21 protein-coding genes are annotated in these 21,537 nt (G+C 56.7%); 5 read left to right on the forward strand and 16 right to left on the reverse strand.

Annotated elements, in window-relative coordinates:
- Nucleotides 1–19: 19 nt before the first annotated feature.
- Both FHS21_RS27755 and FHS21_RS27760 read right to left on the reverse strand, forming a co-directional pair.
- Nucleotides 20–1,261, reverse strand: a complete 1,242-nt coding sequence (locus tag FHS21_RS27755; protein ID WP_376772228.1) for an MFS transporter — start codon at nucleotides 1,259–1,261, stop codon at nucleotides 20–22.
- A gap of 384 nt (nucleotides 1,262–1,645) precedes the next feature.
- Nucleotides 1,646–1,831 (reverse strand): DUF1192 domain-containing protein, encoded by a 186-nt coding sequence (locus FHS21_RS27760; protein ID WP_112524575.1) that lies wholly within the window; start codon nucleotides 1,829–1,831, stop codon nucleotides 1,646–1,648.
- Nucleotides 1,832–1,927: 96 nt separating this feature from the next.
- On the opposite strand from FHS21_RS27760, the gene FHS21_RS27765 reads away from it, so the two are divergent.
- The gene (locus FHS21_RS27765; RefSeq protein WP_183665168.1) at nucleotides 1,928–2,932 is read left to right on the forward strand and encodes an NAD(P)H-quinone oxidoreductase; all 1,005 of its coding nucleotides are present in this window, start codon (nucleotides 1,928–1,930) and stop codon (nucleotides 2,930–2,932) included.
- Nucleotides 2,933–2,995: 63 nt separating this feature from the next.
- Here the strand turns inward: FHS21_RS27765 and FHS21_RS27770 are convergent, their stop codons facing one another.
- Nucleotides 2,996–5,194 (reverse strand): esterase-like activity of phytase family protein, encoded by a 2,199-nt coding sequence (locus FHS21_RS27770; RefSeq protein WP_183665170.1) that lies wholly within the window; start codon nucleotides 5,192–5,194, stop codon nucleotides 2,996–2,998.
- A 228-nt stretch (nucleotides 5,195–5,422) separates the two neighbouring features.
- On the opposite strand from FHS21_RS27770, the gene FHS21_RS27775 reads away from it, so the two are divergent.
- Complete coding sequence (locus FHS21_RS27775) at nucleotides 5,423–6,118, forward strand: DUF1013 domain-containing protein (RefSeq protein WP_112524581.1); 696 nt, start codon at nucleotides 5,423–5,425, stop codon at nucleotides 6,116–6,118.
- A 51-nt stretch (nucleotides 6,119–6,169) separates the two neighbouring features.
- Here FHS21_RS27775 and FHS21_RS27780 read toward each other — a convergent pair whose 3' ends face one another.
- From FHS21_RS27780 to FHS21_RS27795, 4 genes are all read right to left on the reverse strand, one after another.
- A complete protein-coding gene (locus tag FHS21_RS27780) occupies nucleotides 6,170–6,880 on the reverse strand; it encodes a helix-turn-helix transcriptional regulator (RefSeq protein WP_112524584.1) in 711 nt (236 codons plus the stop codon).
- Nucleotides 6,867–7,466, reverse strand: coding sequence for a DJ-1/PfpI family protein (locus tag FHS21_RS27785; RefSeq protein ID WP_183665172.1), 600 nt, complete (start codon nucleotides 7,464–7,466; stop codon nucleotides 6,867–6,869). Before FHS21_RS27785 ends, FHS21_RS27780 begins: the two co-directional genes overlap by 14 nt.
- Nucleotides 7,467–7,494: 28 nt before the next feature.
- Nucleotides 7,495–7,794 carry a DUF1127 domain-containing protein gene (locus FHS21_RS31025; protein ID WP_246411254.1) on the reverse strand — a complete coding sequence of 100 codons (300 nt, stop codon included), beginning with the start codon at nucleotides 7,792–7,794 and terminating at the stop codon, nucleotides 7,495–7,497.
- A gap of 82 nt (nucleotides 7,795–7,876) precedes the next feature.
- Nucleotides 7,877–9,784, reverse strand: coding sequence for a propionyl-CoA synthetase (locus FHS21_RS27795; protein ID WP_183665174.1), 1,908 nt, complete (start codon nucleotides 9,782–9,784; stop codon nucleotides 7,877–7,879).
- 122 nt (nucleotides 9,785–9,906) lie between these two features.
- On the opposite strand from FHS21_RS27795, the gene FHS21_RS27800 reads away from it, so the two are divergent.
- Nucleotides 9,907–10,071 (forward strand): hypothetical protein, encoded by a 165-nt coding sequence (locus tag FHS21_RS27800; protein ID WP_183665176.1) that lies wholly within the window; start codon nucleotides 9,907–9,909, stop codon nucleotides 10,069–10,071.
- On the opposite strand, the gene FHS21_RS27805 is transcribed toward FHS21_RS27800, so the two are convergent.
- From FHS21_RS27805 to tkt, 5 genes are all read right to left on the reverse strand, one after another.
- Entirely contained in the window at nucleotides 10,068–10,817 is a 750-nt protein-coding gene (locus FHS21_RS27805; protein ID WP_112524593.1) for an SGNH/GDSL hydrolase family protein, read from the reverse strand. The genes FHS21_RS27800 and FHS21_RS27805 overlap by 4 nt on opposite strands.
- A 162-nt stretch (nucleotides 10,818–10,979) precedes the next feature.
- Nucleotides 10,980–12,005: a class I fructose-bisphosphate aldolase gene (locus tag FHS21_RS27810; RefSeq protein WP_112524596.1), complete on the reverse strand. Its 1,026-nt coding sequence runs from the start codon at nucleotides 12,003–12,005 to the stop codon at nucleotides 10,980–10,982.
- 174 nt (nucleotides 12,006–12,179) lie between these two features.
- On the reverse strand, nucleotides 12,180–13,376 hold the full coding sequence (locus FHS21_RS27815; RefSeq protein ID WP_183665178.1) for a phosphoglycerate kinase: 1,197 nt from the start codon (nucleotides 13,374–13,376) through the stop codon (nucleotides 12,180–12,182).
- Nucleotides 13,377–13,617: 241 nt separating this feature from the next.
- Nucleotides 13,618–14,625, reverse strand: coding sequence for a type I glyceraldehyde-3-phosphate dehydrogenase (gap, locus tag FHS21_RS27820; protein WP_112524599.1), 1,008 nt, complete (start codon nucleotides 14,623–14,625; stop codon nucleotides 13,618–13,620).
- Between the two features lie 57 nt (nucleotides 14,626–14,682).
- Nucleotides 14,683–16,668, reverse strand: coding sequence for a transketolase (gene tkt, locus FHS21_RS27825; protein WP_112524602.1), 1,986 nt, complete (start codon nucleotides 16,666–16,668; stop codon nucleotides 14,683–14,685).
- 293 nt (nucleotides 16,669–16,961) lie between these two features.
- Between tkt and FHS21_RS27830 the strand changes: the two genes are divergently transcribed.
- On the forward strand, nucleotides 16,962–17,234 hold the full coding sequence (locus tag FHS21_RS27830; protein ID WP_112524605.1) for a DUF4164 domain-containing protein: 273 nt from the start codon (nucleotides 16,962–16,964) through the stop codon (nucleotides 17,232–17,234).
- 80 nt (nucleotides 17,235–17,314) lie between these two features.
- Complete coding sequence (locus tag FHS21_RS27835) at nucleotides 17,315–17,680, forward strand: cell division protein ZapA (RefSeq protein WP_112524608.1); 366 nt, start codon at nucleotides 17,315–17,317, stop codon at nucleotides 17,678–17,680.
- Here the strand turns inward: FHS21_RS27835 and FHS21_RS27840 are convergent.
- The 4 genes from FHS21_RS27840 to FHS21_RS27855 all read right to left on the reverse strand — a co-directional run bounded on the left by FHS21_RS27840 (nucleotide 17,677) and on the right by FHS21_RS27855 (nucleotide 21,134).
- Complete coding sequence (locus FHS21_RS27840; RefSeq protein ID WP_112524611.1) at nucleotides 17,677–19,491, reverse strand: ABC-F family ATP-binding cassette domain-containing protein; 1,815 nt, start codon at nucleotides 19,489–19,491, stop codon at nucleotides 17,677–17,679. The two genes, FHS21_RS27835 and FHS21_RS27840, sit on opposite strands and share 4 nt — an antisense overlap.
- Before the next feature lie 151 nt (nucleotides 19,492–19,642).
- Nucleotides 19,643–19,960, reverse strand: coding sequence for a YMGG-like glycine zipper-containing protein (locus tag FHS21_RS27845; protein WP_112524614.1), 318 nt, complete (start codon nucleotides 19,958–19,960; stop codon nucleotides 19,643–19,645).
- Between the two features lie 151 nt (nucleotides 19,961–20,111).
- On the reverse strand, nucleotides 20,112–20,405 hold the full coding sequence (locus FHS21_RS27850; protein WP_112524617.1) for a YMGG-like glycine zipper-containing protein: 294 nt from the start codon (nucleotides 20,403–20,405) through the stop codon (nucleotides 20,112–20,114).
- 93 nt (nucleotides 20,406–20,498) lie between these two features.
- A complete protein-coding gene (locus FHS21_RS27855) occupies nucleotides 20,499–21,134 on the reverse strand; it encodes a thiamine diphosphokinase (protein WP_112524620.1) in 636 nt (211 codons plus the stop codon).
- Between the last annotated feature and the right edge of the window lie 403 nt (nucleotides 21,135–21,537).

Genomic DNA, 21,537 nt, shown 5'->3' on the forward strand with positions numbered 1-21,537 from the left:
AATTTCGTAGCCGACCGAACTATTCGGGCAATGTCTCTGCACGCGGATCCAGCCTCACCCCTTCCGGCGTCACACGTTCGGAATGAACCGTCTGGAAATTGTCGCGCAGTTCGATCGGCACAGGTGCACGCATTCTGGATCGTATGATTGCGTGAGCCATGATCGAAATATGTGCCAGCGCCGTTATGGCAAATAGACCCTCAGGCGCAACGCTTTCCATGGCCCAGGCTCCAAGAATGGGACCTATCATCGTGCCAAATCCGTAAAGCAACAGGAGCCCGCTCGTGACTTTGACAAAACTTTGCTGATCCGAAAAATCGTTCGCATGGGCAACTGCCACGGGATAGAGCGTATAGGCCAAACCGCCATATATGGCGGTCATCGCCAGAATGGCATAGGCGTGGTGTGGCGCGATTAGAAAGATCAAAAGGCCAATCGCTGCCGCAGCACCACCGACAATGGCGAGAACATAGCGGCGGTCCGTCCGATCCGACATGCGGCCAACCGGGATCTGCATCAACGCACCGCCCATGACCGAAGCGCTCATCATCAGAGCGATCTCGGTGGTTGATATGCCCGTTGCCGCGCCATAGACGGCGCCAAGCGTTCCGAACGCACCATTGGCGATGCCGATCAGAATACAGCCGAGGAAAGCCACCGGCGAATTGCGATAGAGAGCCTTCAAATCGAGCTGCACTTCGGTCAGTGGCTTCGGGCTGCTGGCCGTGGAAATCGCGGTCGGGATAAGTGCCAGACAAAAGAGAATGCCGGACATCATGAAGAATGTGCCCGTATGCACGTCGCCGAAGCCGATCATCATCTGCCCGACGGTGATCGAACCAAAATTCACCACCATGTAGAGACCGAAAATTTGCCCGCGATTGGCATTGGTCGCGCGCTCGTTCAGCCAGCTCTCGATCACCATGTAGGAGCCTGCCATGGCAAAGCCGGTCAAAGCACGAAGGACGATCCAGGCGGTCGAATCGACGAGAATTCCCGTAAGCAGTGCCACAATCGCGGCGATCGACGCAAAGGCGCTGAAGGCACGGACGTGCCCGACACGGCGCACAAGCCGCGGCGCAAGCAGACAGGAAGCGATGAAACCACCCGCCCAGGCTGTTCCCAAAAGACCGAGAGACGTCGTCGAAAAACCTTCCGCGCCGCCGCGCAAAGGCAACAGTAACCCGTGGAGACCGGATGCCATAACGAGGAAGGAGGTGCCGCAGAGGAGCGCGAAGACCTGAATGAACGAACGGAACACGGCAAACCCTTCAAGCGAATGGGGAATGGAGCCAGCCTGGAGCAAGCTGGTGATGACTTCGTCTCAATCAGCAATGCGGAGATTTTAGGTCACCCGCAAAACTTAGAGCGGAGAACGTCCAAATGGAATCGTTCTGCCGGAGGGAATTCGTGGACAAGGTCAAGGGGTTGGGCGAGGCCGATGCCTTTCCATCGGACGATGCCGAAGCCCGATGGATTTGGCCCGAATTTGCCGGCCCTTCGGGTTTCCGGCTGGCGGCCAACCGCTTTGTCAGGTGGCGTCGGACGATGGAAACACATCGACCTCGCCACCTTCCGCGTGGATTGTCTCGCCATCCGTGAAACAGAACTGGTTCCATTTGAATGTTCTCCGCTCTAATCGGCCTCAGCGGAACAGGGCCTCAGCAGCGACCTTGCTATCACCCTTGCGTGACCGCTCTTCCTCAAGACGTGTGATCTCGGAACGCAGCAGAACAATCCGCTCGTCAAGTTCGGCAACCGATAATAGCGACAGATCCTGCCCAATATCATGAACGATCTTGCGCCTTGGTTCTTCGTCGAAAAGTGACATTATTTCCTCCACTTGTCGTCCTAGTGTTGGAGGATACAGCCCAACTGCTTGGAATTGCAAACCATTCCGGCGAATCAATCCAGAGGGAGATCAACCATGGCCGAAACAATTCCGACGACGATGACGGCGATCGAAATCACCGCGCCGGGCGGCCCCTTGGTCCTGAAGCCGGGCGAGCGCGGCGTTCCGGAGCCGAAAGCCGGCGAGCTTCTCATCAAGGTACGTGCCGCCGGCGTCAATCGGCCCGATGTGCTGCAGCGGCAAGGGTTTTATCCCCCGCCGGCCGGTGCGTCTGATATCCCTGGTCTGGAAATCGCCGGCGATGTCGTCGCGGTTGGCGAAGGTGTAACGCGATTTCGCATGGGCGAGCGAGTGACAGCGCTCGTTGCGGGCGGGGGTTATGCCCAATATTGTGTGGTCCATGAAACCAACGCATTGCCGATCCCTGCGGGCTACGGTTTCATTGAGGCCGCAGCAATTCCGGAAACCTATTTCACCGTCTGGCACAACGTGTTCGAACGCGGCGGTTTGCAGAGCGGCGAAACCTTTCTCGTGCATGGCGGATCGTCCGGAATAGGCACCACGGCAATCCAGCTGGCCAAGGCCTTCGGGGCCACAGTAATCACCACTGCAGGTTCGGACGAGAAATGCGAAGCCTGTCAGAAGCTCGGCGCTGACCGCGCTATCAATTATCGTAATGAAGATTTCGTCGAGGCGATCAAGGAGATGACCGGCGGCAAGGGTGTCAACCTCACTCTCGATATGGTGGGCGGCGATTATACGGAACGTAATTATGAGGCCGCGGCACTCGATGGCCGTATCGTTCAGATTGCCTTCCTGAACGGCGCCAAAGTCACAACGGACATATCGAAGCTGATGGTCAAGCGTCTGACCCATACAGGGTCCACTCTTCGCAACCGTCCGGTCGAGTTCAAGGCGGGGATCGCACGCGAACTCGAGCTCAAAGTATGGCCCCTGCTGATCGAGCGCCGTGTGGCGCCGGTGATCGACATGATCTACCCGCTGCATGAAGCCTGGCGGGCCCATGAACGCATCGAAGACGGGCACCATATCGGCAAGATCGTGCTCGATGTGAGTTGATTAAAAAGAAAACGTCCACCCTCCTGTTCGGGAGGATGGACGCGAAAGACTGGTAGAACCGGCTCAGTTCGTGGCCTGAACCTTGCCGATACTAAAGAACATGGTTTCGCCGGAGGAGCCGTCGACACCGTCATTGTCGGTCACCGCATAACCATTACCCTCGGAGTCGACAGTAAAGCCCTCGAGCTTCTCGGCGACATAGCCATTGCTGGCCTTGAGGTCACCCATGAAGTCATGCGCCAGCGTCTTCTCGACCACTGGAAGCTTTTCGCCGATCTTGGCAGGCTTCAGCCCGTCAAGCGCCACGCGATACAAGCGCTTGTTGACGGCATTTGCACCAACCTGATTGTCGCGTTCGATGATGTAAAGCTGGCCATCATGCGCAGTGATTTCGGACAGCCCCACCCAGCCCTTTTCAGTCTTGTCGAGCGGATAGGAAACCGCGCTCCATTCCTTCTTCTTGATGTCATAGCGCAGGAGCTTGACGAAACCCTTTTCGTCGTCCTTCCATTCGCGCTGGATCGGCATCCAGAGCACAGCGTCATCGCCTTCGCCAACACGGGTGATGCCTTCGAGACCGTAGCGAATCTGGTTTGGCAGCAGGTCGTCCGGCAACGCGATTTCTTTCTTGATTTCGCCCTTGTCGTTCACATTGAGGATTGCATGCGGGACAAGCTTCGCCTGATCGCCCTCGTTGGCAAGCCAGAAACCGCCGTCGCCATCGGTGGTGATACCTTCAAGATCAAGCTTCTGGGCTGCCTGGCCGCCGCGTTTGACCACCAGTGCGTTGGTGATTTTTGCCGGCGTCTGCTTGGCATCGATCGTATAGATTGTCGGCGCGGAATAATAAATCGAATCCGAAACGGCATAGAGCTTGCCAGATTCCTTCAGATCCCCGACGAGACCAGATAGCGCGCCCCAGCCGACAGGCGTTCCATCATCTTTCGTTGTAGAGACGATGAGCGGATAATTGGGCTTCTGATCCTTGAGCTCATAGATCATGACATGCGACCGGGCACCGCCGTCTTCGACGAGGTCCGTTTCATTCGCCGTAATCAGAAGATTGCGCGACGGGATCGCAAGAACGCCTTCCGGTCCAATGCCTGAGGGCAGAAGCTGAACGAATTCCGGATCAGCACCCGTATCCTTGTAAACACCGACCATGGATCCGCGTTCGCTGGCAACGAAGAGATATGGCGTATCGCCAAACTTGGCGAATTCGGCTCCTTCGAGTTCAACACCCTTTTTGTTGCGCTTGTCCGGATAATGTCCAGCTTCCGCGATCTTGTATTCGAGCGAAGGGCCGGACTCGTAGGCTACCTTGCCGTCCTTCGTGAAGATGGTGAAATTGCGCGAACCACCTTTGTAGTCGCCTTCATTGGCGACAACGAAGCGATCGTTGTCGAGCCACTTGACGGTGTCCGGCTCGCGCAGCACACCCTTCATGCTACCGTCGAACTTGAAAGCTCCGTCATTCTTCACATCGATCTTGTCCAGATCGACGGTACCTGCGGAGAAATGGCTGACGATCTTGCCGGTCGCCGCATCGACAACAGCGATATGATTGTTCTCCTGCAGGGTCACTGCAATCTGATTCTGACTGTTGATCGAAACGAATTCCGGTTCGGCGTCCGACGGTGCAATCTCTGAAAGGCCGGTCAAGTCCACCGTTTTCATCGTTGCGCAATCCGGGGCGCCGTCTTTCAGCGAGAATATCTTGAGGTTGCCCGAGGGCATCTGCGGTATTTCGCCATCGTTCAATTCTTCGTCGCGCTCATTCTCGATGACTACGGCGGCAAAAGTCTTGTCGGGGGAGATCGCAACCGAATCCGGCTGTCCGCCGAGGTCGCAGGTCGTGTTGACCTTGCGTGTGGCAATATCAATAACGTCGAGCCGTCCTGAAGGTTTGGCTTTGCTTTCGGACGTATTGACAGCGGCCAGAACATTTCCGCCAACGGTCGCAACCGACGTCGGCTCGCCCTCGACCTTGATGATCCCGCCCGCCAGCGGCTTGGCCGGATCGGTGATGTCGACGAAGCCGATGGCACCATGGGGGCTGTCGGAATAGATCAGCGTCTTGCCATCTTCCGATGCAGTGATGATTTCCGACGATGTCGGCTTCGACGTGTCCGCATCCTTCGGCAGATTGTCGGCGACAGGGAAACTTGCAATACGGTTGAAAACCGGCTCAGCAGCGGCTGGAATGGCAACGGATGCTGCGAGGGCAGTCCAGAGCCCAATATAGAGCGATTTGCGCGACATGTTTTTGTAAACCTCCTGTTTTTGTTGGAGGATGGTTCGCCTAGCCGCATTGCAATGGAATGACGGTTTCGTGACAGTTTGATGAAACGCCCGGTTGTACCCGGTTGTGATCGAAACCGATTCTTGCTCATCGAACAAAATAACGCTATATAGGCGCCGAATTCCCGGAAATTGTGGTTGAACCCACGTCCCGCGCCCCCGGAGCGGACGAACGAGAGGACTATATCTATGGCCACCCAGCTTCTAATGCCAAAGGCAACGGCCGTCTGGCTTGTCGACAATACTGCGCTGTCCTTCGATCAGATCGCTGCATTCTGCAAGCTGCATCCGCTCGAAGTGAAGGCGATTGCCGATGGCGAATCCGCCCAGGGCATCAAGGGCCTTGATCCGCTGATTACTGGCCAGCTGTCGCGCGAGGAAATTGCCAAGGGCGAGGCTGATGCTAACTACAAGCTGAAAATTCTGGAGCCGAAGGTTCGCGTTCCGGAAACCAAGCGCAAGGGTCCGCGCTACACACCGCTATCGAAGCGCCAGGATCGCCCGAATGCCATTCTGTGGCTGGTTCGCAACCACCCGGAATTGAAGGATGCGCAGATCTCTCGCCTGATCGGCACGACGAAATCCACCATCGAACAGATTCGCAATCGTACGCACTGGAATTCGAATAACCTTCAGCCGATGGATCCGGTCACGCTCGGCTTGTCCTCGCAGATCGATCTCGACATAGAGGTGGAGCGCTCATCCCGCGGCCGGCCGGTACAGCAGCCAGGCGAAGGCGGCGATACGCTGCTCCCCGCATCGGCAACCGAAAACCTAGACATTCAGCCAACGGTCCGCGAAGAAGACCAGGAGCTCGACGCCGACAAGGTGTTCGCCAAGCTGTCGTCGCTCAAAGGCCATCAGGAAAACGAAGACGAAGAATAGACTTCACAAAAACAAAACCATTGATAAAAGCCCGGCGATGCCGGGCTTTTTTTATGACGCACGAGCCTTGTTGTCCGGCGTCTCGCTCAGCTCTACACGGCGATAGAAATCTGCCAGGGTCTTGCCGCGCTCCTGGCGGAAAATCCGGTCGATCTTCTCGACCTTGGCGATCCGGTCAATGCGGAACGTACGAAAATCATTGCGCAGCTCGCACCAGCTGATCAATGTCCACACTTTGCCCCAGAACCACAAACCAAGCGGCCGGATGTCACGAGCACTCTCATTGCCGTCGAGATCAGTATAAGTGATCGACAGGATACGGCATTGTTCAGCGGCGTTTTCCGCAAGATCGATGAGTGCCCGGTCGTTGTCACTGATGTTATAGCTGGTCGAATGAACATGGGTATTCGTAATGCGCGGGCGCTCCTCTTTCGGCAGAACGGCGCCTATCTTGATGATCGCTTCTTCCGCAGCGCGGGCCATCGATGCACCACCCCACGCTGTAATCAGCCGCGCACCGGCGACGAGCGCCACAACTTCATCGCGCGTAAACATCAGTGGCGGCAGATCGAAACCCTCGCGCAGGATGTAACCGACACCGGCCTCGCCATCAATCGGCACGCCGGTCGATTGCAGGTCGGCGATGTCACGATAGATCGTGCGCTCGGAAACTTCGAGCTTTTCGGCAAGCTGGCGCGCGGTTACCAGGCGCCCGCCACGCAGCTTCTGCACAATCTGGAAAAGACGGTCAGCCCTGCGCATTGTCGGTCCTATACTCTCTGGCGATGAATTCGCGCATCTCCGCAACCTGCCCGGCCTTTTCAGGGTAAAGAGCTTCGAGGAAATTGGTCGTGAAGGTACCTGATGCAGATCCTGGAGCGCTGACAATGTGCGCGTCCCGCACCGCATGGGGAACGTCCTGGTAAAGTGAAGATCCCGGGTAGTCGTCGATCTTTGACTGGATCCAGCCGGCGCCATTGCTCGTATGTTTTCGCCCCTCAAAAAGCCCGGCGCGAGCCAATGCCAACGTCCCGCCGCAAATGCCGCCAACGATACCGCCGCGTGCCAGTGTGGCGCTCAATAAAGGCGCAATGTCAGGAGCATCCTCGCTCGGCCAGGTCTCCGCGCCGATGACTGCAACCGCATCGAGGTCGGCATTTTCTTCGGGCGCGACACCGCGATCTGGCACCAGTCTGAGACCGCCAATGGATTTGACCGGACCGGTCGACGGTGACAGCGCTACGGTACGTGCGCCAAACCAGTCGACCGCCGATCCTGAAAGCAATCCGAATTCCCAATCGGCGAATTTATCGACGAAAACGAACCCGATCGTCTTTTTCTGCTCCATATCTTTCGCTCCCATTTTGCCGATTATCTCAGCATTCTAGCCCGAAATAACCCGATTTGCTGACTTTTCTCGGCCGGCGAGCCTTCGGCCATCCAAGTTGCCATGGAGCGAGGTCGGAGCTGGCACTTTCCGTGCCAGCCTCTTTTTCTTTCATGGAGTCTCGACGTGCGAGGCGTTCGGCGTAGGCATCCGGCCAGCCAATATCCTTCAGAATGTGCTCGGGAAGCGTACTGATATGACGCTCCGTACGCATTTCTTCACGGTACGCTGTGAAATCCGAAAGCAGACGCCTTACTGTGCGGGCAATGCCAAAATCAACGTAAGTCATATCCTGTCTCCTTTTGACTACGGAGACACTATCTCACACCCCTCCTGACAACCTTCTGTCAGGAGGATGTCATGAGCGCGGATTAATTTTTGACACCGATGCCGCGTGCATTGAGCACCAACTTGATCTCGTCGAGGATCGCGGGATCATCGATCGTGGCCGGCATGTTCCAGGGCTCCTGATCGGCAATCTTCTGCATCGTGCCCCGCAAGATCTTGCCGGAGCGCGTTTTGGGCAGGCGCTTTGCCGTAAGTGCGGTCTTGAAAGCCGCAATGGGACCGATCTTCTCGCGAATCAATGCGACGCAATCCTGTTCGATCTCGGTCTCGTCCCGCGTCACACCGGATTTGAGCACGATGAAGCCACACGGCACCTGCCCTTTCAGATGGTCGGCAATGCCGATCACAGCACATTCGGCGACGTCCGGGTGGCTTGAAAGCACCTCCTCCATCGCGCCGGTGGACAGGCGATGTCCGGCGACATTGATGATGTCGTCGGTGCGGCTCATGATGTAGACATAGCCCTCTTCATCGATGATGCCGGCATCGGCAGTCTTGTAATATCCAGGAAATTCGCTGGTGTAAGCCTCGCGAAAACGCTGGTCGGCATTCCACAGCGTCGGCAGGCAAGCGGGCGGCAGTGGCAGCTTGACGACGATATTGCCAAGTTCGCCGCGTTTCACCGGATGCCCTGCATCGTCCAGCACCTGTACGTCGTAACCCGGCATCGGCACTGTCGGCGAACCGTATTTAACCGGCAGCATCCCGAGCCCAGCGGGATTGGCGGCCATAGGCCAGCCGCTCTCTGTCTGCCACCAATGATCGATGACCGGAACGCCAAGTTTTTCCTCCGCCCAATTGATCGTGTCCGTGTCGGCACGCTCCCCAGCCAGGAACAGGTATTTCAACGACGAGAGATCATACTTTCCGATAAACTCGCCTTTTGGATCTTCCTTCTTGATGGCCCGGAACGCGGTCGGCGCTGTGAACAGAACCCTGACCTTGTGCTCGGAGATAATGCGCCAGAACGTACCCGCATCCGGCGTTCCAACCGGCTTGCCCTCATAGACGATGCTCGTTGCCCCGATGAACAGAGGTGCATACGCGATATAGGAATGGCCCACGGCCCATCCTATGTCTGAAGCCGCCCAGAACACGTCGCCCGGCCTTGTGTCATAGATCGCGCCCATGGACCAGGCAAGCGCCACCAGATGCCCGCCATTGTCGCGCACGACGCCCTTGGGCTGGCCGGTCGTACCGGAAGTGTACAGAATATACAGCGGGTCCGTCGCCTTCAGCGTGGCGCACGGCACTTCACGTCCCGTCGCAGCGGCAACCGCCTCCGCATAGTCGAAATCGCGTCCCTCGACCATCTCGTGCGGCTGCTGCGGACGAACGAGAATCAGGCAGGCGCTGACCTTGTGTGCAGCCTGCTCCATAGCCTTGTCGAGCATCGGCTTGTAGGCGACGACCCGCCCAGGTTCGAGACCGCACGAAGTTGCGATGATCATCACCGGCTTGGCGTCATCGATGCGCGTGGCAAGCTCGTGCGCGGCAAAGCCACCAAAGACCACGGAATGCACGGCCCCGATGCGAGCGCAGGCAAGCATTGCCGTGACCGCCTCCGGCACCATGGCCATGTAGATGATCACGCGGTCGCCCTTTTTGACGCCCTTGTCTGTCAGAACTGCTGCCAGCGCATTGATATCGCTCAAAAGCTCCGCATAGGTGATCTTGCGCTGGGTCCCGGTCACAGCACTGTCGTGTATGAGGGCAAGCTGATCGCCACGCCCCTGCGCCACATGGCGGTCTACGGCGTTGTAGCAAGTGTTGCACTCAGCACCCGCATACCAGCGGCCATAGGGTCCGTCATCGGGATCGAACACCTTTTCCCATGGACGTATCCAATCGATCGCCACGGCGGCATGAGCCCAGAATGCCTCCGGGTCGGCCTGCCATTCCTGATAGATTTCATTATATCGCGATGTCATCCGTATCCTCCCGGCTCAGAGCATCCCTAATGTGCCACGCAGAGTCAAAGGTGGAATTGACAATCGCACATTGATCGACCACTGCTCGGCTTACCGATCATCCGCGCAGGTAAAACGCCTTCATGACCAAAATCCTGCCTCTGGTGCTGATCCTGATGATGGCGTTGCACATCATCAAACCATTGGGCTGGCCGGGATTGAAAAAACGCGGTGATTTCTGGAAGATAGCCGCTGGTGCCATTCTTGCGATGTTCGCGCTCGTCCTGCTCGGACATGCAGGCTATTAGGTGTCCACCGAATGGCTCTCAATGTCTGGCAGGTTAAGAATATAGGGCACCAGATGTTTCGCCCAGGCATCATATCCAAGCGCCGAGGCATGGAAGCCATCGCTGGAAAAGCCTTCCGGTCCCTCTATCGGCAGGCGCGTCGCAGGTATCGCCATGCGCTCGCGGCACAGCCGTTCTCCCAGTCTGTTGATTGCGCTCGCCCTTGCTTCAAGGATGCGGCCGAGCAGCGGCGGCATGGCCGGAACATCACGAAAATCGATGACCTTCGACCAGACGATATGGGCTTCCGGCCACTTCGCCTTGAGCGCATAGAGCAGCCCGCCAAACTCGCGCTTGAAGCGCGGCAGCGAATGGAAATTCTTGGCGTCGTTGGTACCGGTCGTCAGCACGATATGGGTCCACATGCCGCGCTCGAGATTAGGCACGACGTGATCGCGCAATTGGCCGGACGTCGCCGAATTGAAGCCCGCGGTGCGCCAGATGATCTTGCGCCCGGTTCGCCCCTGCAGATGCACCGCAAGCCGCACGCAAAGGCCCTGCCATGCATCGGTTACACCAACACCGGCAGCGGAAGAATCGCCAATCACCAGCAGCCTGATTGCCGGATCCTTGCCAGCTATCTCACCTATGGGCAGGTTGCTTGGCGGCAGCATACGCTCTGTTTTCCGCCGCACGCTCGTGCCCTGCCAAGCGTAAACAGGGTAGAGCAGCCAGCTGACCAGCGGATGGAACGGCGAAGGTTTCATTAGCAGGCAAATACCTCCCTTGCCATTTATGCTACAATAACACATTGGATTTCCACGCATAAATGTTTCCGTTACAAATCCCGGCGGGCAAATGGTGCGCAAAAAACCCGGGCTGATTGTCCAGCCCGGGCTCCATCAGATACGTTTTTGGATAAAAAACGCTTAAGCTGCTTTCTCGAGGTCTTTTTTCCAGCCGCCCATTGCGGCAAGACTGTTCATCTTCGCGCGGTGGGTAAAGGCCCTCTGGCCCGCTGCAACGTTCTCGGGTTTACCATTCCAGGCGCTCAAGGCAGCCGCCTGCAGTGCACGGCCATAAGAGAATGAGAGCTTCCACGGCAGCGTGTAATTGGCATTCATCGCCGAAAGATGCGCAGTGGCTTCCTCGTCATTTTGGCCACCTGAAAGGAATGTGATGCCTGGAACTGCCGCCGGGACGGTTGATTTCAACAGCCGCACGGTTTGTTCGGCCACCTGCTCGACCGAAGCCTTGCGGGCATTCTTGCCGTCGATGACCATGTTTGGCTTCAGGATCATGCCTTCCAGCACAACGCGCGCATCATAGAGTTCATCGAAAACCGTCTTCAGAACCCATTCGGTGACTTCATAGCAGCGTTCGATGGAATGCGTCGCAGGCTTGCCATCCATCAGCACTTCCGGCTCGACGATCGGCACGATACCGGCCTCCTGGCAAAGCGCGGCATAGCGCGCCAGTGCCTGTGCGTTCTGCTTGACAGCACCCCAGGTCGGGATACCGTCGGCAATACCGATCACGCCGCGCCATTTGGCAAAGCGCGCACCAAGCTTGTAATATTCGCCAAGCCGTTCGCGCAGTCCGTCGAGACCTTCGGTAATGGTCTCATCGGTAAAACCGGCAAGTGGTTTTGCACCCGCATCGACCTTGATGCCGGGAATGCAGCCATCAGCTTGGAGAAGTTTGACGAACGGCGTGCCATCCTTGGCACTTTGCCGAATGGTCTCGTCGTAAAGAATGACCCCGGAGATGTAATCCTTCATCGCTTCATCTGAACGGAACAGCATTTCGCGATAATCCCGCCGGCTGTCGGCGGTTGATTCAAGTCCGATCGTGTCGAACCGCTTCTTGATTGTTCCTGTACTTTCATCAGCAGCAAGCAGACCCTTGCCGTCGGCAACCATTGCAATCGCGATATCTTCCAGGCGTTCGCTCATCAGTTATATCACTCCATTTTCCCACATCGTGGGCCATAGCAGAAGCAAATGACAAACGGAACTATACACCAACTTATTGAAACGATTGAAATTTTTTCAACCGATTTAGAGAGATAACATTTTCTGTTGTTCATTAACCGTAGCGGGCGACTGATCCTCGATAGGGATAAATATCTAGTGCTTTGTCAGAGCATCCACACCAGGCAGAGGCTTGCCCTCCATCCATTCGAGAAATGCTCCTCCTGCGGTCGAAACATAGCTGAAGTCGTCTGCTACGCCAGCATGATTGAGCGCAGCGACGGTATCACCTCCGCCGGCGACTGACACGAGGTGGCCCGTCTTCGTCCGCGCGGCCACATGACGTGCAGCGGCAACCGTGGCATGATCGAACGGATGCAGTTCGAAAGCGCCGAGTGGCCCATTCCACACCAATGTGGAAGCATCATCGATGGCAGCCTTGATACGCTCGATCGATTGCGGGCCAACATCGAGAATCATGCCGTCATCTGGAATGGCATCAAGACCATATGCATGGAACGGTGCATTAGCCGCAAAATGCCATGCGACGATGGCATCGACAGGCAGGATGATGGTGCAATTGGCCGCATTCGCCTTGGCCATAATTTCCCGCGCTGTCGCAGCAAGATCGTGCTCGCACAGGGATTTCCCCACATTCACGCCCTGCGCGGCGAGAAACGTATTGGCCATGCCGCCACCAATAACCAGCGCGTCGACCTTCTGAACGAGGTTGCCGAGAAGGTCGAGCTTGGAAGATACCTTGGCGCCGCCGACAATGGCAACGACCGGGCGTTTTGGATTGCCCAAGCCCTTCTCCAGCGCCTGAAGTTCTGCCTCCATCGTGCGTCCCGCATAGGCGGGAAGCGCGCGCGCAAGCCCCTCGGTTGAAGCATGCGCACGGTGAGCAGCCGAGAATGCGTCATTCACGTAGATATCGCCCAGCGCGGCCAGAGCTTCCACATAAGCCTGATCGTTCTTTTCCTCTCCCTTGTGGAAGCGGGTGTTTTCCAGAAGCAGAATGTCGCCATTTTTCAATCTGGCAACCGCTTCCGCAGCCTTGTCGCCAACGCTGTCTTCGGCAAATTGAACGCTGTGACCAATAACCTTCGACACCGCCTGTGCTATTGGCTTCAGCGAGAATTCCGGCGTCGGACCATCCTTCGGGCGGCCGAAATGGGCCAATAGGATGACTTTCGCGCCCTTTTTCGACAGTTCCAGAATGGTCGGCGCAACCCGCTCGATGCGGGTAGCATCGGTTACTTCGCCATTTGCTACGGGGACATTCAGATCAACGCGCACAAGCACGCGTTTTCCAGAGGCATCGGCATCGTCTAGCGTCTTGAAAACAGTCATGATTTTATCCTCGTCGCGGAAATGGCTGGTGCGGTGCATATCTCTCCCCTTGTGGGAGAGAAAGGATTTTCTTGGATTTAGCCGCTTTGCTAAATTCTTAGAAAATCCAAGTGAGGGGGTAGTTCAAATAATAATCCCCTCTCTGGCGATTTCTAGCACTTGAGCGAAAGGCTCAAGATGCTGAAATCGCTTTCTCTCCCACAAGGGGAGAGATAATCGGCATCTACTGTCGCACTATAAATTATATAACCTTGCCGAAAGCCACAGCCGTATCAGCCATCCGGTTCGAGAAGCCCCACTCGTTGTCGTACCAGGACAGAACGCGCACGAATGTGCCCTCCAGAACCTTGGTCTGGCTGATATGGAACACAGAAGAATGCGGGTCGTGATTGAAGTCGATCGAAACATTCGGCTCGTCTGTATAGCCAAGGATACCCTTGAGCTTGCCATTGGCAGCCGATTTGACGGCATCATTGATCTCCGCAACCGTCGTCGGCTTCTTGGCGACGAACTTGAAATCCACAACCGAAACATTCGGGGTCGGAACGCGGATTGAAGTACCGTCCAGCTTGCCATTGAGTTCAGGAAGAACGAGGCCCACAGCCTTGGCCGCACCGGTCGAGGTCGGGATCATCGACAGGGCTGCAGCGCGGCCGCGATAGAGATCCTTGTGCATCGTATCGAGCGTTGGCTGGTCGCCGGTGTAGCTGTGGATCGTGGTCATGAATCCATGATCGATACCGACGGCTTCGTTGAGAACGTAGGCGACCGGCGCAAGGCAGTTCGTCGTACAGGAAGCATTCGAAATGACCATATGGTCTTTCGTCAGTTTGTGGTCATTGACGCCGAAGACGACGGTCAGGTCCGCACCATCGGCGGGCGCCGAAACGATAACCCGCTTGGCACCGGCTTCAAGATGAGCAGCGGCCTTGTCACGCGCAGTAAAGATACCGGTGCATTCGAGCGCGATATCGACATTGAGCTCTTTCCACGGCAATTCGACAGGGTTGCGCACGGCAGTGACCTTGATCGGTCCACGGCCCACGTCAATCGTGTCGCCATCAACCGTCACGGTTCCGGGGAAACGGCCGTGGACGCTGTCATAGCGCATCAAATGGGCGTTGGTCTCGACCGGTCCGAGATCATTGATCGCAACGACCTCAATATCGGTGCGGCCGGATTCCACAATGGCGCGAAGAACGTTGCGGCCGATGCGGCCAAATCCGTTGATTGCAACGCGAACTGTCATTTGTATGTCTCCCTGGGTTTTGGGGCCCTTGAATGGATTATGCAGGAATGGTCTGGATTATTTCAACTTGGCTTCCGCCGCTGCGACGATATGATCCGCAGTGATACCGAAGTGCTCGTACAGTGCTTCGATCGGGCCGCTGGCACCAAAGCCGGTCATCCCGACAAAGATGCCATCGATACCGATGAACCTGTCCCAGCCCATGCGGATGGCAGCTTCGACCGCAATCTTCACCGGCGCATCACCAAGGATGACGCGCTTGTACTCGTCGCTCGTCTGTTCAAAAAGTTCGAAGCAGGGAACGGAAACGACCCGCGTCGGATGGCCGTCCTTTTCCAGCTGCGTGCGGGCATTGAGAGCGATTTCGACTTCCGAACCTGTCGCAAAGATGGTGACTTCGGCCTTGCCGCTTGCCGCTGCGAGTTCATAGGCGCCATAGGCGCACATATTCTCCGCAATATATTCGGTGCGAACCGTCGGAAGGTTCTGGCGGGTCAAAGCGATTGTCGAGGGCGTTTTGCGCGACTTGAGTGCCAATTCCCAGCATTCCGCTGTTTCAACGACGTCGGCCGGGCGGAAAACGTAATTGTTGGGGATGGCACGCAGAGCGGCAAGGTGTTCGACCGGCTGGTGTGTCGGCCCGTCTTCACCAAGACCAATTGAATCATGTGTCATCACGTAGACAACGCGAATGCCCATCAGGCTTGAAAGCCGCATGGCGCCGCGCGCGTAATCGGAGAACGTCAGGAACGTCCCCGAATAGGGAATGAGGCCGCCGTGCAGCGAGATACCGTTCATCGCTGCAGCCATCCCATGCTCGCGAATGCCATAATGCACGTAGCGCTGACCGTAGTCCTCGGGAGTGATGTTGCTGGTCTGGCTGGTCTTGGTATTGTTGGAACCTGTCAGATCTGCGGAACCGCCAATCGTCTCGGGCACAATTCCGTTGATGACTTCGAGCGCCATCTCGGAAGCCTTGCGGGTCGCAACCTTGGGCTTGTCTTCGGAAAGCTTCTTTTTGTAGGCCGAAATAGTTGCTTCGAAATTATCCGGCAAATCACCACTCAAACGGCGATCCCACTCGGAACGAATAGTTGAATCGGCTTTGGCCAAGCGCTCTTCCCAGGCCTTGTGTTCCTCATTGGAACGCTGACCTGCGGCACGCCAGTCATTGAGAATATCGGCAGGGACAACGAAAGGCTCCGCCGTCCAGCCCAGCGCCTTGCGCGCGCCGGCGAGTTCTTCGGCCCCAAGCGGCGACCCATGAACCTTGTTGGTACCAGCCTTCGTCGGCGCACCAAAACCGATTGTCGTCTTGCATGCAATGAATGTCGGCTTATCGGACTTGTGTGCCTTCTCGATTGCAGCAGCAATCGCATCCTGATCGTGACCGTCGACGCTTATGGAATTCCAGCCTGAAGCTTCGACGCGGGCACATTGATCGGTGTTGTCGGCGAGGGTAACCGGGCCGTCGATCGAAATATTGTTGTGGTCCCAGAAAACGATCAATTTGTTCAGCTTGAGATGACCGGCAAGCGCGATCGCCTCCTGGCTGATGCCTTCCATCAAACAGCCATCGCCAACGATGACATAGGTATGATGGTCGACCAGATCGTCGCCGAAATGCGCATTCATGATGCGCTCGGAAAGCGCCATGCCCACGGAGTTGCCCAAACCTTGTCCAAGAGGACCTGTCGTGGTTTCAATACCGGCGGCATGGCCATATTCCGGATGACCGGCCGTACGCGAGCCAAGCTGCCGGAAGTTCTCGATCTGCTCGATGGTCATGTCTTCGTACCCCGTGAGGTACAGAAGCGAATAGAGCAGCATCGAGCCATGGCCGGCCGAAAGCACGAAACGGTCGCGGTCGGGCCAATGCGGCGCCTTCGGATCGAACTTGAGGAAGCGGGTGAAAAGCACGGTCGCAATATCGGCTGCGCCCATGGGAAGACCGGGATGGCCGGAATTGGCTTTTTCCACCGCGTCCGCTGAAAGGAAGCGGATTGCATTGGCCATTTGGTTGGATTTCTCAGAATTGGTCATGTTCACCGTCTTTCGAAGAGGAAAGGAGTGCCGTCTCTGGATGCCGGAAAGACAATATCCAAAAGGCACGCGACAAATAGCAGGTGTCTTCAGGGAGTCAATTAAACCTAAGGCAAAATGGCCTTGCCGACAAACGGGTCATTCGTCGCACGAGATTATTATCGGTGCATGACTGGACCATGACGGCGCGGATTGATTGACGTGGCGTTGATGTAACCCTTAGACTCTCCAAGATAAGCTGTTCTTCTTTTTGCGATTCGTTTAAAAAGATTGACACATGGGGAAGCGTTGAAATGGCATCGGAAGCCACCCTCAAACAGGTTCTTGATAGACTGGCAAAAGCTTTGGCGTCCCTTGAGGATGCGGTCGACGCACGTCTGGAGCACGAAGGCGATTTTGCCGAGGCCGAAGAAGAAGTGCAGCGCATGAACATGGACCGACGCAAGCTGGCCCAGGAGCTCGATGCGTCGGAAGGACGCGCCGAGCGCCTGGAAGCGGCAAACAAGGAAGTTTCGCGCCGTCTCGTGGCTGCAATGGAATCCATCCGTACTGTCCTTGATCGCTAAGCATTTCCAGGAAACGTGTGAAGCGATTTTCCGTCAGGAAATGCGACAAAACAAAGAGTTAAACCGGGAAGAAACATACCATGGCCACGGTAACAGTTACGATCGACGGCAAAGCCTACAGAATGGCCTGCGACGAAGGCCAGGAACAGCACCTGACAGGCCTTGCCGAGCGCTTTGACCGCTACGTCACGCATCTCAAATCGTCTTTTGGCGAAATCGGAGATCTGCGCCTGACTGTCATGGCCGGCATCATGGTCATGGATGAGCTCAGCGAATTGCAGATGCGGGTCAAGGGTCTCGAAAACGAGGCGGAAGCGCTGCGAAAGAGCCGCGACGAGGCCCTGGCCAAGGCTGACAATAACGACGCTGCTATCACCGGCGTGCTGTCCGAGGTTACGAACCGTATCGAGACGCTTGCAACCAAGCTCGCGCCAAAAGCGAATTAGCCTTCGATTTCTTCCCGCAGCATTTCAAGTTCGAGCCATTCGTGCTCGTAAGTTTCAAGGCTATGGCGCTTCTTGCTGATTTCATCGACCGTCTTGTTGAACAGCGCCGCATTCTTGGCGAAGAGTTGCGGATCCGCCAACTTTTTCTCCAGCGTTGCAATCTCCACGTGCAGCGCTTCGATCTTTCCCGGCAACGTTTCCAGCGCGAACTTCTGCTTGTAGGAAAGCTTGCGCTTGTCTTCGCGCTGCGCCGGAACTGCCTTTTCCACCGAACCGCCAGCGGGCTTTGCAGTTTTCAATTCCTTGCGCGTCGCCAACGCAGCTTCCTTGCGCTGCGCCAGCATGTCCGTGTAGCCGCCGGCGTATTCGAGCCAGCGACCATTACCTTCCGGAGCGATCACCGACGTCACCGTCCGGTCGAGAAAATCGCGATCATGGCTGACGAGGAGGACGGTACCCGCGAAGCCGGCTACCAGTTCCTGCAACAGATCGAGCGTTTCCATGTCGAGGTCGTTGGTCGGCTCATCGAGCACCAGAAGATTGGCAGGGCGTGCGAGAACCCGCGCCAGCATGAGCCGTGCTCTTTCGCCGCCGGAAAGCTCGCGGATGGGCGTGCGCAGTTGCTCCGGCGGGAACAGAAAGTCCTTCATATAGGATGCGACGTGGCGTTGCTCGCCATTGACGATGACATTCTCGCCGCGCCCGTCGGTCAGGTAGTCCGACAGCGTCTGCTCGAGATTGAGACTGTCGCGCTTCTGGTCGAGGATGGCGATCTCAAGATTGGTGCCGAGCTTGACGAAGCCGCTATCCGCTGCGAGCACCCCGATCAACATCGACAGGAGTGTCGTCTTGCCTGCCCCGTTGGGGCCAACGAAGCCTACACAATTTCCACGCTGTATCCGCGTTGAAAAATCATTGACCAGAACCCGCTCGCCATAGGCTTTGACGAGATGCTCCGCCTCTATGACGAGCTTGCCGGACTCTCTCGCATCGCTGGCTTTCAGCACGGCCTTGCCTTGCGCGCCGCGATGATTACGGAATTCGCTGCGCATGGATTGCAGATCGCCAAGCCGCCGCATATTGCGCTTGCGCCGGGCCGTCACGCCATAGCGCAGCCAATGCTCTTCCCGCACGATCTGTCGCCCGAGCTTATGCAAGTCGCGCTCTTCTTCCTCCAGCACCTTGTCGCGCCATTCCTCGAAAGCCCCGAAGCCCTGGTCGAGCCGCTTGGTCACGCCGCGATCCAGCCAGATGGTCGAACGGCTGACATTCTCCAAAAAGCGTCTGTCGTGGGAAATGACCACGATCGCGGAACGTATCTGGCGCAACTCGTCTTCCAGCCACTCGATGGTTGTGAGATCCAGATGGTTGGTCGGCTCGTCGAGCAATAGAATGTCGGGTTGCGGCGCCAGCACCTTGGCCAAGGCGGCACGGCGTGTTTCGCCGCCGGAAAGGTTGTCTGGTTCTTCCTCGCCAGTGAGGCCGAGATGTTCGAGCAGATAACTGACGCGGTAGAGATCGTCAGCCGGCCCAAGACCAGCCTCGACATAAGCGCGTACGGTGGCAAAGCCTTCCATATCGGGAGCCTGCGCCAGATAGCGCACGGTGACGCCCGGATGCTTGAACACTTCGCCATCGGTCGGCGCGATAAATCCGGCGGCAATTTTCAGCAGCGTCGATTTACCCGATCCATTGCGGCCGACGAGTGCGATGCGATCGTTTTCGCTGACGGAAATGGCAGCGTCGCTCAAAAGCGGCGTGCCTCCAAAAGTCAGCGCTATCTGGTCGAGACGGAGAAGAGGGGGAGCCATACAAGTTTACAGTTCTGGAAAATGAAGCCACGATCGAAGATTGCCGTGCTTGTCGGCGAGATTATTGCCGCTGTCAAATGTCATAAAGCAAAACAGGCCGGAATTTCCGGCCTGCTTACCTACACAAAAGCTCTAGGTTAATCGGTTACGATTAGTAACCACCACCGCCAGTGCCTTCGCAGGGAGCCTCGTAGATGGACCCGTCACGACGCTGGTAACGGCAATAGTTGCCGCTCTGTCCTCTCGGGGTCGTTGCGGTTCCGATGGCTGCACCAAGAAGGGCGCCGCCTGCTGCACCAACGACGGTGCTCTTCGTATCATGTCCAAGAGCCTGGCCAGCCAGCGCACCAACGCCGCCGCCGATCAAAGCGCCCGTCCCGGCACGTTGATTTTGCTCACTCGTCGCGCAACCGGCTACAGATAGGGCCAGAATTGCAGAAACCGCAATTGCAGTTAAACGAATTGTCATCTTAAAATCCTCTCACATCGAAATAATACGAGCCAGACTCTGCTTAGATAATGCGGCAGAAGAAAGATCGCTGGGAGTTGCCGAAAGATTGGCAGCCTCGAAAAAAACGGGCCGGAAATTTCCGGCCCGTCTCTTTTCTAGCCTAATGCAATTAATAGCGGCGGCATGGCGCGCGATAGCGTTCACCATAGCGATTTTCGTAAGTGCAATAGCGGCGGCCATCGTTGTTGTTTGTTGCAGCACCGACCAAGGCACCACCGGCACCACCGATTGCCGCACCTGCAAGTGCGCCACGGCCTGAACCTGTGATTGCACCGCCAGCGAGCGCACCGAGTGCCGCACCACCAACGCCATAACCGGCTACGCGCTGATCACTGGTCGTGCAACCAGCAACCGAGAGCGCCAAAAGCCCTGCGACTGCAATCGTGGATAAACTTTTCAACATGGAAGACCTCTCCGTTTTAAAACCAAACTCATCAGCTTGCGTCCCCAATGCTGCCTGCCGACAATTACACTTTCCGCTTTTATTTGACAAGCGTCAGGCGATTTGCGGCGCAGCAATCAGGATCGCTTTACCCGAATGAAGTGACACGTGGAGATTCCCACGCACGGCATTCGACACTGTAAGCGATGAACCGAAAAAAAGTTCCACATTTTCAAGCGGCCAGCGCGCGCCATGGATGAAAAGTCCGCTTAATTGCGAAAATGCAACAATGCTGAAAAGGGTTCCATCGACAAAATCGAAGTCATAGGCGCCTGCAACCAGAGGATGCGCCTCTTCATAACCGCTCGAGAGTACAAGCTTCCTCCCTTCGGCTGCATACCGCGTTGCCATGGTCAAATGCAGCAGTGCGTGATCGGTACGCTCGCCGCCAAAAGCCCCGCAGAGAATAACTTCAGTCGCACCCAGCCGGTAGGCTTCGTTTAGGGCGAGTTCGCCGTCGGTCATGTCCTTCTCGGACGGAAATTCCATCCGCGGAACTTTGGCATATTGTGCTGCGAGCTCCTCCGAGGTCGAATCGAAATCGCCAAGCCAAAGTTCCGGCTTCAGCCCTAGCGGCGCTGCGTGGGCGATTCCTCCATCCGCAGCAAGCACCCGCGCACCAGCGACAAGACGCAGGAGGCGATCCGTAACATGGACGGCTCCACCAAGAAGGATAACGAATTTGCTCATGGATCGCCCATAGCATGCGGACAAGCGGGGGGATAGATGCGCCTGTGAGCCGTCCGGATGGCAATGCTGCTGTGCGTGGTTCGACAAGCTCACCATGAGGGAGATGGTGGGCTGCACGATAAGCGGAGGCTTCGCGATAGGAACGTTGCTGTATCTGGGCTCCCTGCCATCAACCCACCTCCCTCATGGTGAGCTTGTCGAACCACGCACAGCAGTTTTGCCATCGGCAAATCAGCACTCTTGAAGCGTCCAATCTAAAAATAATAGTGGCTGTTTATCCACGCTCTCCAAACCTCGGCTATCCTATTCCCGTCCTTTCCATGGGGAGCTGCTTCCGGAGCCGTTCGAAAGTGGGGAAGGACGGCGTGTCAGCGGGCGGGCAACGGACCCAAGCGCTGGCCGA

This window comes from Phyllobacterium trifolii (assembly GCF_014192095.1).
GTDB classification, from domain to species: domain Bacteria; phylum Pseudomonadota; class Alphaproteobacteria; order Rhizobiales; family Rhizobiaceae; genus Phyllobacterium; species Phyllobacterium trifolii.

Excerpts from the sequence above, each read along its gene's own strand:
- FHS21_RS27795 (WP_183665174.1), bottom strand. The coding sequence starts at position 9,784 with ATGACATCGCGATATAATGAAATCTATCAGGAATGGCAGGCCGACCCG.
- FHS21_RS27785 (WP_183665172.1), bottom strand. The coding sequence starts at position 7,466 with ATGGAGCAGAAAAAGACGATCGGGTTCGTTTTCGTCGATAAATTCGCC.
- FHS21_RS27780 (WP_112524584.1), bottom strand. The coding sequence starts at position 6,880 with ATGCGCAGGGCTGACCGTCTTTTCCAGATTGTGCAGAAGCTGCGTGGC.
- FHS21_RS27760 (WP_112524575.1), bottom strand. The coding sequence starts at position 1,831 with ATGTCACTTTTCGACGAAGAACCAAGGCGCAAGATCGTTCATGATATT.
- FHS21_RS27815 (WP_183665178.1), bottom strand. The coding sequence starts at position 13,376 with ATGACTGTTTTCAAGACGCTAGACGATGCCGATGCCTCTGGAAAACGC.
- FHS21_RS27850 (WP_112524617.1), bottom strand. The coding sequence starts at position 20,405 with ATGTTGAAAAGTTTATCCACGATTGCAGTCGCAGGGCTTTTGGCGCTC.
- FHS21_RS31025 (WP_246411254.1), bottom strand. The coding sequence starts at position 7,794 with ATGACTTACGTTGATTTTGGCATTGCCCGCACAGTAAGGCGTCTGCTT.
- FHS21_RS27775 (WP_112524581.1), top strand. The coding sequence starts at position 5,423 with ATGGCCACCCAGCTTCTAATGCCAAAGGCAACGGCCGTCTGGCTTGTC.
- FHS21_RS27845 (WP_112524614.1), bottom strand. The coding sequence starts at position 19,960 with ATGACAATTCGTTTAACTGCAATTGCGGTTTCTGCAATTCTGGCCCTA.
- FHS21_RS27765 (WP_183665168.1), top strand. The coding sequence starts at position 1,928 with ATGGCCGAAACAATTCCGACGACGATGACGGCGATCGAAATCACCGCG.
- FHS21_RS27805 (WP_112524593.1), bottom strand. The coding sequence starts at position 10,817 with ATGAAACCTTCGCCGTTCCATCCGCTGGTCAGCTGGCTGCTCTACCCT.
- FHS21_RS27800 (WP_183665176.1), top strand. The coding sequence starts at position 9,907 with ATGACCAAAATCCTGCCTCTGGTGCTGATCCTGATGATGGCGTTGCAC.
- FHS21_RS27770 (WP_183665170.1), bottom strand. The coding sequence starts at position 5,194 with ATGTCGCGCAAATCGCTCTATATTGGGCTCTGGACTGCCCTCGCAGCA.
- FHS21_RS27855 (WP_112524620.1), bottom strand. The coding sequence starts at position 21,134 with ATGAGCAAATTCGTTATCCTTCTTGGTGGAGCCGTCCATGTTACGGAT.
- gap (WP_112524599.1), bottom strand. The coding sequence starts at position 14,625 with ATGACAGTTCGCGTTGCAATCAACGGATTTGGCCGCATCGGCCGCAAC.
- tkt (WP_112524602.1), bottom strand. The coding sequence starts at position 16,668 with ATGACCAATTCTGAGAAATCCAACCAAATGGCCAATGCAATCCGCTTC.
- FHS21_RS27835 (WP_112524608.1), top strand. The coding sequence starts at position 17,315 with ATGGCCACGGTAACAGTTACGATCGACGGCAAAGCCTACAGAATGGCC.
- FHS21_RS27840 (WP_112524611.1), bottom strand. The coding sequence starts at position 19,491 with ATGGCTCCCCCTCTTCTCCGTCTCGACCAGATAGCGCTGACTTTTGGA.
- FHS21_RS27810 (WP_112524596.1), bottom strand. The coding sequence starts at position 12,005 with ATGAGCGAACGCCTGGAAGATATCGCGATTGCAATGGTTGCCGACGGC.
- FHS21_RS27830 (WP_112524605.1), top strand. The coding sequence starts at position 16,962 with ATGGCATCGGAAGCCACCCTCAAACAGGTTCTTGATAGACTGGCAAAA.